This is a genomic window from Nocardiopsis sp. CNZ308 (genome assembly GCF_004217075.1).
Genome location: NZ_SHKJ01000001.1, coordinates 5,298,421 through 5,314,721, shown reverse-complemented (window position 1 = coordinate 5,314,721; position 16,301 = coordinate 5,298,421). Strand labels below are relative to the sequence as shown.

Below are 16,301 nucleotides of genomic sequence, written 5' to 3'. Positions count from 1 at the left end.
TGACGAACGACACACAACCGCTCACCCCGCGTCCGCGGACGCCGGGAGCGCCCGACTACCCGTTCGGTCGAATTCCTACCTGATTTCGCAGTCGCCTCCCGAGTTTGCGAGAACTAGCCTGAAACTGGTTTAGCCGCGCCGCCCCCGGACCACCGGAAATGGCCACCCCCGAAGCAATGCCAAGGATCACGAAGCAAAATATTGGAAACGAGACGTGAACACGATGATGAATAACTCCGGGCACCCCCTGAACGAGTATCAGAGTGACATCTGGGCAGCTGAGTCACGGTTTCCGGAAAGCCCCCAGTTCAACGTCGTCATCCACGAACGGCTGGAGGGGCGCGTCGACCGCGCGCTGCTGGGCGACTGCGTGGCCCGCACCCTGGGGCGCCACGACGCCTTCCGGCTCCGCCTCCGCGAGGACGCCGACGCCACGCCTTGGGCCGAACTCGCCGAGGAGCACCTTTTCGCCTGGTCAGAGCTGATCGAGCAGGTGGACTTAACGGAGAGCGGCCAGGCCGGGCGGGCCTTTCGCGACTGGTTGCGCGACGCCCTGTACCGCCCCCTGGACCCGCGCGTGGGCCCGCTGGTCCGGGCGGCCCTGGTCGTGGAACGCGAGGACCTCGTCCACCTCGTCGTCAAGGCGCACCACATCATCACCGACGCCTGGTCCCTGAACTCCGTCACGCTGGAGATAGTGGAGGAGTACCGCTCCGCGCTGACCGGCGCCGCCCCTCCCGAACGAAAGGGCACATCTTTCTCCGGGACACTGGCCAATTCAGGAACCGGACATGCGCCCCCTGCCCAGGACAGCGACCGGGAGTTCTACAGGAATTACCTCGACGGCGTTTCCCCCGCGCTGTTCCCCCGTACGTCCGCCGGGCTCTCCCGCAGGGGCCGCCATTCGTTCACCATCGACGGAAAGACGGTCGGCCGCGTCCTGGAGGCCGGGGGTTCGCCCTTCGCCTACCTGGCCTCGGCGCTCTCGGTGGCCCTGGCCCGTGTGCACCGCTCCTCCGACGTGATCCTCGGCGTGCCCTTCCTGAACCGCCCCACCGAGGAGGAGCGGGAGATCGTCGGCCAGTTCGCCAACAACCTGCCCCTGCGCGTCCGCGTCGAGGAGGGCGAGTCCCTGTTCGACCTGTCCGCCAGGGTGCGCGACGACCTGCGTGAGCTGCGCGGCCACGAGCGGCTGCCCTTCGGCGACATCCTGCGCCAGGCCCCGGCCCGGGGCGGAGGCGCCCGGCGCCTGTTCGACGTCACCGTCTCCTACATGCGCTACCCGCGCCCCCCGGCCCTGCCCGCGGTGCGCCGCGACACCACGATCATGGCCCCGGTGCACGAGGAGAACGCGCTGTCGGTCATGGTCCACGCCTTCGAGGACGAGGACGACCTGAGGATCGACCTGGACTTCGCTCTGGACGTCTTCGACGGGGACCTCAGCGCGGAGGCGCTGGCCGGACACGTCCGCGAACTCGTCCGCAAGGGGCTGGACCTGCGTGAGCTTCCCCTCTCCGGCCTGTCCATGCTCACCCCGGCGGAGTACGAGGAGGTCGTGCGCCTGCGCCAGGGCGAGACCGCCCGCTACCCCAGCGAGAAGACCCTGCACGGGCTCTTCGCCGAGCAGGCCGAGCGCACGCCCGAACTCACCGCCGTGGTCGACGACGCCTCGGGCGCGGTGACGTCCTACGCCGAACTCGACCGGGCGGCCAACCAGGTGGCGCGCGCCCTGCGCGCCGAGGGCGTGGGGACCGACGACCGCGTCGCGGTGGTGGCCGAGCGCGGCCCCGAACTGATGCCCGCGCTCCTGGGCGTGCTCCGGGCGGGGGGCGCCTACGTGCCCGTGGACCCCGGGCACCCCGAGGCCCGCGTGCGCATGCTGCTCGACGAGAGCGGGGCCAAGGCCGTCCTGACCAGCGAGGGCGTGCAGGTATCAGCGCCCGGCGCCGCCCCGGTCCACCGGATCGGCGACCTGCTCAACGGCGCGGACGCCCCGCTCACCCCCGTGTCGGGCTCGGGGGACCTCGCCTACGTCATCTACACGTCCGGCTCCACCGGCCGTCCCAAGGGCGTCATGGTCGAGCACCACTCCGTGGTCAACCGCCTGACCTGGATGCAGCGCCGGTACCCGATCGGCCCGGGCGACACCCTCCTGCAGAAGACCCCGACCTCCTTCGACGTCTCGGTCTGGGAGCTGTTCTGGTGGGGCGCCCAGGGGGCGCGGGTGGCCATGCTGCCGCCCGGCGCGGAGAAGGACCCCCGCGAGATCGCGCGGGCCGTGCGCCGCCACCGGGTCACGGCGGTGCACTTCGTCCCCTCGATGCTCGGCCCGTTCCTGGACCTGCTGGAGGACGAGCCCGACCTGCGCGTCGGCCTGGACTCGCTGCGGTACGTCTTCTGCAGCGGGGAGGCCCTGCCCGCGGAGCGGGTCCGGCGCTTCCACCGGGTGTTCGGCCCGGCCGGGGGCGCGCACTCACCCCTGCTCGTCAACCTGTACGGCCCGACCGAGGCCGCCGTGGACGTCAGCTACCACGACCTGGCCGCCGAGGAGGGGCCCGTCACCCGGGTGCCGATCGGCCGCCCGGTGGAGAACACCACCCTCTACGTGCTGGGCGAGCACGGGGGCCCGCAGCCGGTCGGAGCGCCCGGAGAACTGCACATCGGCGGTGTCCAGGTGGCCCGCGGCTACCTGGGCCGACCCGAGCTGACCCGGGAGCGGTTCCTCAAGGACCCCTTCAACCCCGGCGGACGCCTGTACCGCACCGGTGACCTGGCGCGCCTGCTCGCCGACGGCACCATCGAGTACCTCGGCCGCATCGACGGACAGGTGAAGATCCGCGGCAACCGCGTGGAACTGGGCGAGGTGGAGAACGCCCTGGTCTGCGTGGAGGGCGTCCGCGAGGCCGCCGTCGTGGACCACCGCCCCGAGGGCAGGGACGCCCTGCTCGTGGCCTACTACGCGGGCCCGAGGGAGTTCGCCCCCGCCGAGCTGCGCGACCTCCTCTCCCGCTCCCTGCCCGACTACATGCTCCCCTCGCTGTTCGTGCGCCTGGAGCGGATCCCGCTCTCCCCCAACGGCAAGACCGACCGCCGGGCCCTGCCCCCGCCCGAGCTGCCCGGTGACCGCTCCGGGGGCGACGCCCCCGGAAGCGGCACCGAGAGGGTCCTGTCCCGCGTGTGGGCCGAGGCCCTGGGCGTGCGGCGGGTCGGCGTGCACGACGACTACTACGCCCTGGGCGGGGACTCGATCACCATGCTGCGGGTGCGCGCCCTGGCCGAGCGCGCCGGAGTCGGCTTCTCCCTGTCCGACCTCGTGGCCAACCCGACCGTGGCGGGCCTGGCGTCCGTCGCCACCCGGGTGGAGGCCGACGCCCGCGGCCGGGAAAGCGGCCTCGCCCCGTTCGCGCTCGTCTCGCGCATGGACCGGGCCCGGTTGGAGGGGAGGGAGGACGCCTACCCCCTGACCCGGCTTCAGCTCGGTCTGCTCTACCACTCCCGCGAGCACGAGGACAGCGCCGTCTACAAGGACGTGTTCCGCTACAGCCTCGCGCTCCCCTGGGACGAGTCGGCCATGCGGGCGGCCTTCGACCGCCTCCTGGCCCGCCACCCCGTGCTGCGGTCCTCTTTCGCCCTGGCCGGGTACTCCGAGCCCCTCCAGCTGGTGGAGCGCACCGTGGACGGCGCGCTCTCGGTCGCCGACCTGCGCGGAGAGCCCGCCGAGAGGGCCGAGGAGGCCGTCGTCGCCCACATGCGCGAGCGCAGGGTGCACCCCTACGCGTTCGAGCGCGCCCCGCTGCACCACTTCCGGTTCTTCGTGCTGCCCGACTCGGTGGAGCTGGTGCTGAGCTTCCACCACGCGATCCTGGACGGAGGCAGCGTGGCCAACCTGGTCAGCGAACTGCTCCAGGACCACCTGCACTCCCTGGGCCTGAACGTCGGGCCCGTGCCCGAGACCCCACTGCCCTCCCCCGCCCTGCACGTGGCCGACGAGCGCGCCGCCACGGAGTCGCAGGAGTCCCGGGCCTACTGGCGCCGCGCGCTGGAGGGCGCCGCCCCTCCCCTGTTGGAGGGCTTCGTCCCCCACGAGCGGCCCGTCCCGGACGCCGCACCGGTCGTCGCGCGCCGGGTGGCCCTGCCCGAGCCGCTGGTCTCGGGGGTCGGCGCGCTGGCGCGGGAGCGCGGGGTGCCCCTGAAGTCGGTGCTCTTCGCCGCCCACGTGACCGCCCTTCGCCTCCTCTCCGGCCAGAACGACCTGACCACCGGCCTGGTCACCCACGGCAGGCCCGAGGTCGAGGACGGTGACCGCGTCTGCGGCCTGTTCCTCAACACCGTGCCCGTGCGCGTGTCCGCCGAGCCCCGGACCTGGTTCGACACCGTGCGCGAGGTCGTGGAGCGCGAGCGCGAGGGCCACCCCCACCGCCGGGTGCCGCTGGCGACCATCCAGGAGGACCTGGGCGGCGGTTCCCTGGTGGACACCGCGTTCAACTTCATCCACTTCCGCCAGCTGGGGCCGGTGTTCGCACTGCCCGAGGTGGAGGACCGGGGTTTCGAGGCGTGGGAGGAGACCAACTTCGCGCTGCTGCTCAACGCCATGGTCGACCCCGTCGACGGCGGCATCACCCTGCGCCTGGACCTGTCCGGCCGCCGCTTCACGCCCGCCCAGGGCGACCTGTACGCCAACACCCTCGTGCGGGTGCTGGGGCTGCTGACCGAGCACCCGGACGGCCCGGTGGACCCGGCGCGGCTGGCCGGCCCCGCCTCCCCCGCGCCGACGGCCGCCGCCTCGCGGGACGTGGCGAGCGCCTTCGAGGAGCAGGCGCGGCGGAGCCCGGAGGACACGGCACTGGTGTTCGGCGACCGCTCCTGGACCTACGCCGAGCTGGAGGAGCGGTCGGCGCACGTGGCCCGCGCCCTGCTGGGGGTGGGCGTACGGCCTCGCGACCGGGTGGGCGTGGCCATGGACCGCTCCCCCGAGGCCGTCGCCGCGCTGGTGGGCATCGCCCGGGCCGGTGCGTCGGTGGTCCCCCTGGACACCTCCTATCCCGTGCGGCGGCTGCGGTCCATGGTGGACCTGGCCGAACCGGCCCGGATCATCGCCCACGAGCACCACGCGCACCTGGTGGAGGACGGCGAACGCCTGCTGACGGCCGAGTCCCTGTTCGACGGCACCCTTCCCGCCGGGGCCGCAAGGGCCGCGGAACTGCCCCGGATCTCCCCGGAGGACGAGGCGTACGTGCTCTTCACCTCCGGCTCCACCGGCCTGCCCAAGGGCGTGTCCATGCCCCACCGCTCCCTGGCCAACCTGGTCGCCTGGCAGAACTCACGGCCCAGCGGCGCCGTGGGCGGGCGCACCCTCCAGTACGCGCCGAGCAGCTTCGACGTGTCGTTCCAGGAGGTGTACTCCACGCTGTGCGGAGGCGGCGCCCTGGTGCTGGTCACCGAGGAGCTGCGCCGGGACATCCCCGAGCTGCTGCGCCTGATGGACCGTGAGGGCGTGGAACGGGTGTTCCTGCCCTACGTGGCGCTGCAACGCCTGGCCGAGGCCGCCGACGGCCTGGGGATCGTGCCCCGGCGCCTGCGGGTCCTGGCCTCCTCCGGCGAGCAGCTGCGCGTGACCGACGAGATCCGCCGCCTCTGCGCCGCGCTGGACGGCGTCCTGCTGGAGAACCAGTACGGTCCGACGGAGAGCCACGTGGTGACCGTCCACACCATGACGGGCGATCCGTCGGACTTCCCCTCCCTCCCGCCCATCGGCGGGGCGATCGACGGCGCCCGGGTGCTGGTCCTGGACGGGCGCGGTCGGCCGGTCCCCGTCGGTGGCAGGGGTGAGATCCACCTGGGCGGGGTGTGCCTGGCCGACGGCTACGTGGGCCGCCCCGACCTGACCGGGGAGCGTTTCACGACCGTGGACGGCCAGCGCCTCTACCGCACCGGCGACGTCGGCATGGTCCTGCCCGGAGGCGACGTGGTGTGCCTGGGCCGCTCGGACCGGCAGGTGAAGGTGCGCGGGTTCCGCGTCGAACCCGCCGAGGTCGAGCTGGCGATCGGCGAGGCGGCCGGGACGGGCCTGGCCGACCTGCGCGAGGTCGCCGTGGTCGCGCGCAGGCGCGAGGGGCAGGACACCTTCCTCGCCGCGTTCCTGGTCGGCGACCCCGGACGCTCGGACCTGGAGGCGCTGCGCCGCCGTCTTCGCTCGACCCTGCCGGAGTACATGGTGCCCTCCCACCTGGAGTGGGTGGAGGCCATGCCGCTGACCCCCAGCGGCAAGCGCGACGACGACGCGCTGCGCGGCGTCGCGCTGACCCGGGGCGGCACGGGCGCGAGGGTGGCCCCGCGCGACGCGCGCGAGAGCGCCCTGGCGGAGATGCTCACCGACCTGCTGGACGTGTCCGGCCTGGGCGTGCACGACGACGTGTTCGACCTGGGCGCCACCTCGATCACCGCGATGCGGCTCGTGGTGCTCATGGAGCAGAGGTTCGGGGTGAGCGTGCCGCTGTCGGAGTTCGTCTCGGCACCGACCGTGGCCGCCCTGGCGGAGCGGATCGGAGCGGAGCAGGACGGCGGGCCCGTCACCCGGGAGTTCGACCCCCTCGTGCCGATCCGGCCCGGGGGCGACCTGCCACCGCTGTTCTACGTCCATCCGATGGGCGGCAACGTGCTCTGCTACGTGCCGTTCGCGCGGCACCTGCCCGAGGGCAGGCCGTTCTACGCCCTCCAGGCCGCCGGGACCGACGCGGGCACGGAGCCCGTACGCGGGGTGGAGGAGATGGCCCGGGGGTACGTGGAGGCGATCCGTCGGGTACAGCCCGAGGGCCCCTACCACGTCGGAGGGTGGTCCTTCGGTGGGTTCGTCGCCTTCGAGATGGCCCGGCAGCTGCGCGCTGCGGGCCAGGAGGTCGCCTCCCTGGTCCTGCTCGACACCACCGCGCTCAACCCGGGGCGGCGTCCCTGGACCGACGACGAGGCCCTCATCGGCTGGTTCTTCTGGGAGTTGCTGTGGCTGGAGCGCGGCGGCGAGTCGCCTGAGGCGGTGATCCCCTCCGAGCTGACCACGCTGGACGAGAAGTTCGACTTCATCACCCGCCTGGCCGTGGACGAGGGGGTGCTGCCGCCCGGCAGCACCGACGCGATCGTCCGCCGCCTGTTCCGGCTGTACGAGGCGAACTGGCGGTCGGCCTTCGCCTACCGGCCCGAGGGGACCGACCTGGACGCGGTGCTGGTGCACGCACTGGAGCCGCTGCCCGACGTCCTGATGTCGATGCACTCGGCGATCGGGAGCATGCACGCCGACCCGGCCAACGGGTGGCGCTACCACACCTCCGGGCGTCTGACGGTCGTCGACGTGCCCGGTGACCACCTCACGATCATGGAGGAGCCCCACGTGGCCGAAGTCGTAAGAGCCGTCATGGACGCGGTGTCCCCCCGGCCGGACGGGGGGAACTGACATGGGAGCCAGAAGGACCGCGATCGTCGTCGGCGCCGGGATCGGCGGCCTGACCACCGCGATCGCCCTGCGCAGGGTCGGCGTGGACGTGCGCGTGTACGAGCGCGCGCCCGAGATCCGGGCGTCCGGGTCCGGACTGTCGGTGATGAGCAACGCCGTGGCCGCCCTGGACTTCCTGGGGATCGACCTCCAGCTGGACAAACGCGGCAGGACACTGGACAGCTACCACGTCCGCGACACCCGGGGACGGCTGATCCGGGAGTTCCCCTTCCCCGAGATCATCGCGCGGCTGGGCGTGCCCAGCGTGTGCATCAGCCGCGCCGACCTGCTGCGCGCCCTGACGGAGGAGGCGGCGGGCATCCCGATCGAGCTGGGCCGGGCCGCCGAACGGTTCGAGACCGAGGGCGAGCGGGTGCGCCTGCACCTGTCCGACGGGAGCGCGGACGAAGCCGACCTGCTGGTGGGCGCGGACGGGTTCCACTCGGTGGTCCGCGCGCAGATCGCCGGACCGGAGCCCGCCCACGACAGCGGCTACATCTGCTGGCTGGGGATCACCGACTACGAGCACCCCCGCTTCGCTCCGGGGTCGGTGGTGCACTACTGGGGCGACGGGCAGCGGTTCGGTCTGGTGGACATCGGCCACGGCCGCCTGTACTGGTGGGCGACCAAGAACATGCCGGCCGAGCGCTCCGCCAACTGGACGGGCGACAAGGCCGAGGTGATGCGCGCCCTGTCCGGCTGGCCGGACGAGGTGCGCGAGGCGGTACGGGTCACCCCGCCCGCGGACATCCTCGCCGTCCCCTCGCGGGACCGCACGTTCCTGGAGCGGTGGGGGCACGGTCCTGTGACCCTGCTCGGCGACGCCGCGCACCCGATGCTGACCAGCCTGGGGCAGGGCTCGGCGATGGCGATGGAGGACGCCGTGGTCCTGGCCCACTGCCTGCGCGGGACCGACCACGTCCCCACGGCGCTGCGCGCCTACGAGGACTCCCGCCGCGAGCGGACCCGGGGCATCGTGGAGGCGACCCGCGCCATCAGCGACTTCGAGCAGTCCGAGGGGCCGGTGCGGCGCAGGGTGCGCGACGCCTACTTCCGGTTCATGTCCCACCGGTCCCTGGTCGGCAAGCTCGAACCGGCGCTCACCTTCCCCTCCCCCGTCTCCTCCGTGAAAGGACCGGTCCAGTGACCTTCGATCCCTCCTCCCGGGCAGTGGTGGTGACGGGGGCCTCCTCCGGGCTGGGCCGGGAGGCCGCCCTGGAACTGGAGGACCGCGGCTTCCACGTGGTCGCCGGGGTGCGACGGGACGAGGACGGCGAGAAGCTCGTCGCCGAGTCCCTGCACGGCCGCCTCGTCCACCAGCGGGTGGACGTCACCGACGAGGAGTCCGTGGCCTCCTGCGCACGGTTCTGCGAACGCGAGTTCGGCGGCCTGTGGGGGCTGGTGAACAACGCCGGGATCTGCGTCTCGGCTCCCCTGGAGGCGGTCAGCTCCGAGCGGATGCGCGACCAGCTGGAGACCAACGTGGTGGGACAGCTGGCGATGATCAGGGCCCACCTGCCCCTGCTGCGCCGCCAGAGGGGGCGCGTCGTCAACGTCACCTCCGGCCTGGGCAGGGTCGCCGTGCCCTACATGGGCGCCTACTCCGCCGCGCAGTTCGCCAAGGAGGCGATGAGCGACGCGCTGCGGCGCGAGGTGGCCTCCAGCGGTGTGCGGGTGTCGGTCGTGCAGCCCGGGGCGATCCTGACCCCCATCTGGGGCAAGGTGTCGGACGTGGGCTCTCGTGCGCTGCGCGACGCTCCCCCGGAGGTGGCGGCGCTGTACAGGATCACGTTCGAGAGGTTCCTTGAGGCCAACGCCCGGCAGGCGGTGGACAGCGACACGACGCCGGAGGAGTTCGCCCGTGCCGTGGCGCGGGCCCTGACCGAGGCGAACCCGCGCACGCGCTACCGGGTGGGGGCCGACTCCCGGCTGGTGAACGCGATGTCCCGGGTCCTGCCCGACCGGATGCTGGACCGGTACTTCTCCGGGATCGTCACCCCCTGACGGACGCGGGGCCGCCGCGGCGCGGCGGCCCCGCGCGCTCCACCGGCCGCCGCCCGCGCCCGCGCCCGTACGAGGTGCGGGCGCGGGCGGCAGCTGGTCTGTCCGGGGCCCGGGGGGGCGGAGGAGCCGCAGGGGTCCGACCTGCTCCGGGAGCCGGCCGCCCGGAGGGCACCGACGAAAGTCGGTCGGCGCACCGACCAAAGCGACGCCGCTCCCGGAGGCGTGCCGCCTTAGGAGACGACACGGTGGGTTCTCCAGAGGGATGCCTCTCCCCGGGTCACGCACCTAGCGTGGTGTTCGTCCCCGCGGGGGCGCCCGGTCGGCCCGCACCGGCGGACCTCCGGGAGCCCGTCCGTCCGCGGATCCACCGCGGCCGGTCGGGGACACGACGCCCGACCCCGGACCTCGAAAGGGAACCACATGTCACTCCTGGCGCTGAACGACTCGGGCCTCCTCACCACCGTGTTCCCGATCCTGCTGCTGGTCGGGGTCGCGGTGGTGTCCCTGGTGGCGGTCGTGCTGATCATCGCGGCGGTGTTCAGCATCCTCACGTCGCGGGTGGACGGGGCGATGAAGGTCGTCTGGCTCATCTTCGTCTGTATCGCGCCCCTGATCGGGGCCATCCTGTGGTTCCTCGTCGGGCGCAACCGCGTTCCCTACTGATCAGGGTCCCCGGCGGGCGGGACGCGGAGGGCGCGACGCACACGCGTCCCCCGCCGACCGCGGGCCTTGCCCGGGGCGGGCCTCCACTCCCCCCGGTCCCCTGCCCTGGCACCGGGGGCGCGGCCTTACCCGGTCACGGGTTCACCGTCCGCCGAGGTGGCGGGCGAGGAAGCGGTCGATGGCGCCGAACATGGTGATCAGGTTCTCCGGGTTGACGATGGCGTGCCCCTCGTCGTCGAAGACCAGGTACTCCACGTCCACGCCGCGCCCGCGCAGCGCGGCGACGATGTTGTCGGACTCGGCCTTGACCACGCGGGCGTCGTTGGCCCCCTGGACGACCATCAGCGGCGCGGTGATCCGGTCCACCCTGGTGATCGGTGAGCGGGCCAGCATGTCGGCCTCCTGCTCGGGGACGGCCGGGTCGCCCACGTAGCGGTACCAGTTGTTGGCCAGCGCGGGCCGCACGAACGCCGGCTGGTTGCGCATGAAGTTGGCCAGGTCGGAGATGCCGACGACGTCGACGGCGGCGGCGAAGCGGTCGGGGGTGAAGGTGACCCCGACCAGGGCGGCGTAGCCGCCGTAGGAGCCGCCGAAGATCGCCACCCGTTCCGGGTCGGCGTAACCCCGCGCGACGGCCCAGTCCACGGCGTCGATGAGGTCGTCGTGCATCTTCCCGGCGAACTCGCCGATGGCGGCCTTCATGTGGGCCTTGCCGAACCCGACGGAGCCGCGGAAGTTGACCTGGAGCACCGCGTAGCCGCGGTTGGCCAACAGCTGCGCCGAACCGTTGAACCCCCAGTTGTCCCGGGCCCAGGGACCGCCGTGCACCATCAGCACCATCGGCAGGTTCTCGGGCTCCACGCCCACCGGCAGGGTCAGGTACGAGGGCAGTTCCAGCCCGTCGCGCGCGGTGACGGTGACCGGCCGCATGGGGGCCATCGCGTCGGGGTCCAGGTGCGGATGGGCGCGGAACAACAGCCGGGACTCCCCGGTGGAGTGGTCGTAGAACCAGGTCGCGCCCGGGTCCCGGTCGTGGGTGAAGCCCACGACCCACCGCTGTCCGCTGTCGTCGCAGGACACCGCTGCCAGGTCGCCCTCGGACAGCTTCTCCAGGTTGGCCAGCACCTCGGCGAAGTGCGGGCCCAGGGCGTGGACGACCTGGCGTTCACCCATGTAGCGCACCCCCAGCAGCTCACCCCTCCGGTCCCGGATCAGCGGCGGGGGAAAGGTGGGGAAGACCTGTGCGCGCGTGTCGATGTCGAAGTCCGGGTGGCTGTCCACCTCGATCTCCTCACCCGTGGACAGGTCCACGCGCACCAGGCGGGTGCGGTCGGTGCCCTTGGCGGAGCCGATCCACATGCCGGTCCCGTCCGGGGTGACCTGCGCGGGGAAGACGCCCAGCGGGTAGTCGGCGCCCTCGTGGACCAGGACCGGGCGCAGGGCGCCCGTTTCGGGGTCGCGGCGGGAGACCTCGAAGTCGCCGTCGGCGTTGAGGGAGCTGGTGAACAGCTCACCCTCGCGGCCCTGGAACCAGACCCCCGTGGCGCCGGGGCTCCGGGCGAGCATGGTGAGCTCGCCGGTGGCCACGTCCAACTCGTGCAGGTCGAACTCGGCGGCGTCGCGGGCGTTGAGCGACACGGTCATCCTCCCCGGCTGTCCCCGGGAGGGCTCGAAGCCCACCACCCGGGCGCCGGGGAAGGGGGTCAGGTCCACCGCCGCCGAACCCGGCGCGTCCAGATCGACCCGGAACAGGTGCCAGTTCTCGTCGCCTCCGCTGTCCTGGAGGTAGAGCAGCCAGCGGGGGTCGTCGGTCCACTGGTAGCTCTGCACGCTGCGGGCCTCGTCGGCGGTCACGCAGCGCGGCTCGCCGTCCAAGCCCCCGGACGGGTCCAGGTCCTGGACCCAGACGTTGAGCCGGTCCTTCCACGGCGCCAGGTAGGCGATCCGGGTGCCGTCCGGCGAGATCGTCGCACCGGCGCGCGCTGGCGAACCGAAGAAGTCCTCGACCGGGATCCTCGCGGGCAGTGCCATGTCATCCCTTTCGTTGGTGTTCGGTGACGGGGGCCGCGGACCGGGAGGGCCGTGCCCCCGTGTCCGTCCGCGGCTCCGCGGCGTCGGCTGGAATCCGTCTTTCGGTGTTCTCCCGGCTCCGGAGTGCCACCGGTGGCACCGCGTCAGGAGCCGGGAGGGGGCAGAAACGTCATGCCGGGGCGGTGGCGCCGCCCCGTCGCGGGAGCGCGCCACGGCCCCGCGTCACGGCTTGCGGTAGGTCAGCCTCCGCAGCAGGACCTCCGCCGGTCCGCGCCTGCCCGCGCGGTCGAGCCAGAACGCCGCCGCGACGGTCAGCAGCCAGGTGCCCACGGCCACCAGCGCCGCCGACCAGCTGGACAGGTACACGCCCAGGCCCAGGCCCCAGGCGGCCAGGAAGGGGGCGAAGGCCACCGACTGGGCCAGGTAGCCGCTCAGGGAGCGCCGCCCCAGGGACACCAGCGCCCGGACCGGTAGGGACCGCCGGGTCCCCCGGGCGGAGAGCCGGTGCGCCAGGAGCCCGAAGAGCGCGGCGTAGCCCACCCCGGTGAAGATCCCGGTGTAGAAGTGCACCGAGGCGACCGCCGAGATGTGGGCGGCGTCCAGGACGCCCACGTGCTGGAGGCCCAGCACCGCTCCGGCGGCCCACCCCACGGCGATGCCCAGGACCGCGACCCGGCGCAGCAGCCCCAGGTGTCGCGCCGGGTCCTCCAGGAACCGGTGCCGCGCCGCGAGCAGGCCGATCAGGAACACCGTCGGCAGGGCCAGGGTGAACAGGCCGGAGAAGAGCCCGAAGAACCAGGCCGGGAGGCGGAACACGGTGGAGAGCAGGTAGCTCGTCTCGGCGATGCTGGCCCTTTGCATGTCGGTCGCCGCGGCCGTGGACACCGCGTCCGGCGCCAGCAGGACCGAGGCCACCGAGACGGCGGTGACCAGGGCGCCCAGGGCCAGCAGGACGGACAACCAGATCTTGAGGGTGCGGTCGCTGCGGTTGAGGAACAGCGGCACCATGATGAGCCCGATCAGGCCGTAGGTCCCCAGGATGTCGCCCTGCCACAGCAGGGCGGCGTGCACCGCGCCGAAGGCGAGCATCCACAGGTGGCGCCTGCGCAGGAGTCCGCGCGCGTCCTTCTCGCTGGTGCCGCGCGACCTCTGTCTGCGGTACATCTGCCCGATGCCGTAGGCGAAGAGGAAGCCGAACATCGTGTGCGTCCGGGCGTCCACGACGACGATCGTCACGAACTGCGCGACCTTGTCCGCGAGGGTGCCGCCGACCGGGTGCAGCATGGCCAGGCCGGTGGGCGCCTGGTACAGGAACCACGGCACGTGGGCCAGCGCGATCAGCAGCAGCATCATGCCTCGGGCGAGGTCCGGGGCGAGGGCGCGTTCGGCGACCGGCGTCGAACGCGCCGGGGTCCGGATGTCGGCGGCGGGCGGGTCCTCGCCGCCGGGGACGGCGGATGGGCCTTCGGCACGGTCGGTCGTCATGGTGACGGGCTCCAGAGGTCTTCGCGGCGATCGGTCTGCGTTCGGGGGACTGGTGTCCATTGCAGCCGTCGTCGCGCTCCGGGGGCAGTGGGACCACGTCACCACCTGACCGTGACGTTTGTCGGGTCCAGGCCATGACGCGGTGTCACTGGTGCGTGCGGCGGAGCCGGAAGGATACTGGGGGCGCGCCCGGCGCCCGCTGGCGCGGACGCGACCCTCGCCCGCGTCCGGGGAGGGCGGCACACCCGCGCTCCGCCCGCGCTCCGCCCGGGCGCCGCCGCTCCGACGCCGGGAACGGGGCGAAGGACCGTGCGCCGGTGGACACGAACCTGGAAGGGACACGTTTGACTTCCGAGAAGACCGAGGAGACGCAGGGACGGCTGCGCAAGCTCCACGTGGACCTCATGTCCGGTGCGATCTCCGCCGTCGGGGCGCTGCTGGTGGCGGTGAACGCCAGCTCGTGGCGGGACGCGCTCCTGATGGGTGTGAGCCTGGCCGTGACCCTGCTGGTCGTCAGCCGGTGGCACGTGGGGCGCCTCTCCCGGGCCACGTTCACCGGTCTGGCCGTCACCGCGGCCCTGTGGCTGCTCGGCATGCTCCTGGTGGACGTCTCCATGCCCGCCTACGGGTTCGCCATCGTGTCCACCATCATCGTCCTCGACCTGCCGCGCCGTCAGCGGGCGGCGGTGGCGGGGATCGCCGTCTTCGCCGCCGCCGGGCTCACGGCGAAACTGGTGGTGTCGCGCGAGGGCGTGGTCGACTTCCTGCTCCAGTACGTGGTCGCCTCGGCGGGCGTCGCCCTGGGAGGGGTCGTCCTCACGATCCTCGTCCACGCGATGCACGGCCTCATCGCGGAGTTGGCGGCGGCGCGTGAGCGCGAGGCCGAACTGGCCGTGGCCCAGGAGCGCATGCGCTTCGCCAGCGACCTGCACGACATCCAGGGCCACACCCTGCACGTGGTCAAACTCAAGACCGCGCTGGCCCGCAAACTGGTGCGCGCCGACCCCGACCGCGCCGAGGAGGAACTCGGCGAGATCCAGGCACTGGTGGGTGACACCATCACCCAGACCCGGGAGCTGGCCCACGCCCAGCGGCGCCTGAACCTGTCGGCGGAGCTGGAGAACGCCAAGAACCTCTTCGAGGCCGCCGACATCGACGTGCGCGTGGACCGCCGCGCCGAGGTGGCCCCGGGCGCGGGCGAGCTGCTGGGCCAGGTGCTGCGCGAGACCACCACCAACATCCTGCGCCACGCCCAGGCCAGCCGGGTGCGCATCACCCTGACCGAGACCGGCATCACCATCGTCAACGACGGCGCCGCCGAGGAACCGCCCACCCGGCTGCGCGGCCTGGCCACCCTGCGCGAACGCGTGGCCGACAGCGGCGGCGAACTCACCGTCCACCACGACCAGGACCGGTTCACCACCGCCGCGGAGTTCCCGCACCTGGCCACCGCACAGCTCTCGGCGGCGCGCGAGGACCGCCCCTGAGGAGCGCACCGCGCGGGGGTGAGCGCTTCGCCCCGGGCCGACCCGGCCCCGGACGCCCGGGTCCGGGGTCGGGGCGCCTCCGTCCGCCGCCGAGGCCTCCCGCCCCGTTCCGCTCCGGTCCACGCGGGCGGCGGGTCAGACCACGACCTCCCTGCACACGTCGACGAAGGCCTCCATCCGCCGCACCGGCTTGCGCCCGGCGAGCCGCATGACCTCGATCCCGAGCCCCTCGGACCGGATGTCGAGTTCCCTGGTCGCGTAGGGCAGGTCCTCGTAGCTGCGCTCCAGCACGGTGCGCTGGGTGAGCAGGGCGTTGCCCAGGCCGCGGGCCACCAGGGCGCGCACCATCTCGAAGCTCGTGGTGCGAAAGCGCACGTTGGGCGTCAGCCCCGCCCTGTCGAACAGGCCGAGGAAGTAGTCGCCGCCGGGCGGCAGGTCGAAGAGGATCAGCGGCTCGTCCGCCAGGTCCGCCAGGGTCAGCTCCCCCTTCGCGCTCAGGGGCCCGTCCACCGGGGTGAGCGCGTAGGGGGGATCGGACCGCAGCCACGTCGAGGCCACGCCGACCGCCGGGCGCACGCCCGCCAGCTCGTAGTGGTAGGTGATCGCCAGGTCGATGCGGGAGTTGAGCAGGTCGTCCAGGAGGGTCCCGTGGGAGGCCTCCACGAACGAGAGCCGCACCTGCGGATACCGGCGCGAGAACTCCGCGATGACCCTCGGCAGCAGGATCGGCGCGATGGTCGCGTAGCAGCCGATGGTGAGGTCCCCCTCGACCTCCTCCCTCTCCCGGCTGGCGGTCTCCCGGAGCTGTTCGAGGCTGGCCCGCACGTCGTCGGCCACGGCCAGGGCGCGCTGCCCCGACGCGGTGGGGCGCATCCCCTTCGGGGAGCGGACGAAGAGGGTGACCCCCAGCGCGGCCTCCAGGTCGGACAGCGCCGTCGAGACCGTCGACTGCGAGACGAACAGCTCCCGCGCCGCCGCCGTCACCGATCCGAGCCTGGCTATGGCCCTCAGGTACTCCAGCTGCCGCAGGCTCACGTCGCCCATCGGTGGGGACCTCCCCTATCGCTTTTTCCGAAGGAGATCTTCGGAACTATGTGTTTTACAGATCCTAGGCCCCGCCTGGATAGTGGTGACCCCTGACACAGGCA

General features: G+C 72.8%; 8 protein-coding genes. 5 read left to right on the top strand and 3 right to left on the bottom strand.

The features are described from left to right. The first annotated feature begins 223 nt into the window (after positions 1 to 223). The 4 genes from EV372_RS22745 (at position 224) to EV372_RS22730 (ending at position 10,150) form a co-directional block, all read left to right on the top strand. Positions 224 to 7,444 (top strand): amino acid adenylation domain-containing protein, encoded by a 7,221-nt coding sequence (locus tag EV372_RS22745; RefSeq protein WP_130399062.1) that lies wholly within the window; start codon positions 224 to 226, stop codon positions 7,442 to 7,444. 1 nt (position 7,445) lies between these two features. Then, the gene (locus EV372_RS22740; protein WP_130397683.1) at positions 7,446 to 8,630 is read left to right on the top strand and encodes an FAD-dependent monooxygenase; all 1,185 of its coding nucleotides are present in this window, start codon (positions 7,446 to 7,448) and stop codon (positions 8,628 to 8,630) included. Continuing rightward, positions 8,627 to 9,487 carry an SDR family oxidoreductase gene (locus EV372_RS22735; RefSeq protein WP_197044294.1) on the top strand — a complete coding sequence of 287 codons (861 nt, stop codon included), beginning with the start codon at positions 8,627 to 8,629 and terminating at the stop codon, positions 9,485 to 9,487. Before EV372_RS22740 ends, EV372_RS22735 begins: the two co-directional genes overlap by 4 nt. Before the next feature lie 420 nt (positions 9,488 to 9,907). Continuing rightward, positions 9,908 to 10,150, top strand: a complete 243-nt coding sequence (locus EV372_RS22730; RefSeq protein WP_130397682.1) for a PLD nuclease N-terminal domain-containing protein — start codon at positions 9,908 to 9,910, stop codon at positions 10,148 to 10,150. Positions 10,151 to 10,291: 141 nt separating this feature from the next. Here the strand turns inward: EV372_RS22730 and EV372_RS22725 are convergent, their stop codons facing one another. Further along, positions 10,292 to 12,181, bottom strand: coding sequence for an alpha/beta hydrolase family protein (locus EV372_RS22725; RefSeq protein WP_130397681.1), 1,890 nt, complete (start codon positions 12,179 to 12,181; stop codon positions 10,292 to 10,294). Between the two features lie 222 nt (positions 12,182 to 12,403). Next, on the bottom strand, positions 12,404 to 13,666 hold the full coding sequence (locus EV372_RS22720) for a DUF418 domain-containing protein (protein WP_130397680.1): 1,263 nt from the start codon (positions 13,664 to 13,666) through the stop codon (positions 12,404 to 12,406). Positions 13,667 to 13,983: 317 nt separating this feature from the next. On the opposite strand from EV372_RS22720, the gene EV372_RS22715 reads away from it, so the two are divergent. Next, entirely contained in the window at positions 13,984 to 15,153 is a 1,170-nt protein-coding gene (locus EV372_RS22715) for a histidine kinase (RefSeq protein ID WP_130397679.1), read from the top strand. A gap of 135 nt (positions 15,154 to 15,288) precedes the next feature. Here EV372_RS22715 and EV372_RS22710 read toward each other — a convergent pair whose 3' ends face one another. Next, positions 15,289 to 16,197, bottom strand: a complete 909-nt coding sequence (locus tag EV372_RS22710; protein WP_130397678.1) for a LysR family transcriptional regulator — start codon at positions 16,195 to 16,197, stop codon at positions 15,289 to 15,291. Positions 16,198 to 16,301 lie beyond the last annotated feature (104 nt).

Excerpts from the sequence above, each read along its gene's own strand:
- EV372_RS22745 (WP_130399062.1), top strand. The coding sequence starts at position 224 with ATGATGAATAACTCCGGGCACCCCCTGAACGAGTATCAGAGTGACATC.
- EV372_RS22740 (WP_130397683.1), top strand. The coding sequence starts at position 7,446 with ATGGGAGCCAGAAGGACCGCGATCGTCGTCGGCGCCGGGATCGGCGGC.
- EV372_RS22730 (WP_130397682.1), top strand. The coding sequence starts at position 9,908 with ATGTCACTCCTGGCGCTGAACGACTCGGGCCTCCTCACCACCGTGTTC.
- EV372_RS22725 (WP_130397681.1), bottom strand. The coding sequence starts at position 12,181 with ATGGCACTGCCCGCGAGGATCCCGGTCGAGGACTTCTTCGGTTCGCCA.
- EV372_RS22720 (WP_130397680.1), bottom strand. The coding sequence starts at position 13,666 with ATGACGACCGACCGTGCCGAAGGCCCATCCGCCGTCCCCGGCGGCGAG.
- EV372_RS22710 (WP_130397678.1), bottom strand. The coding sequence starts at position 16,197 with ATGGGCGACGTGAGCCTGCGGCAGCTGGAGTACCTGAGGGCCATAGCC.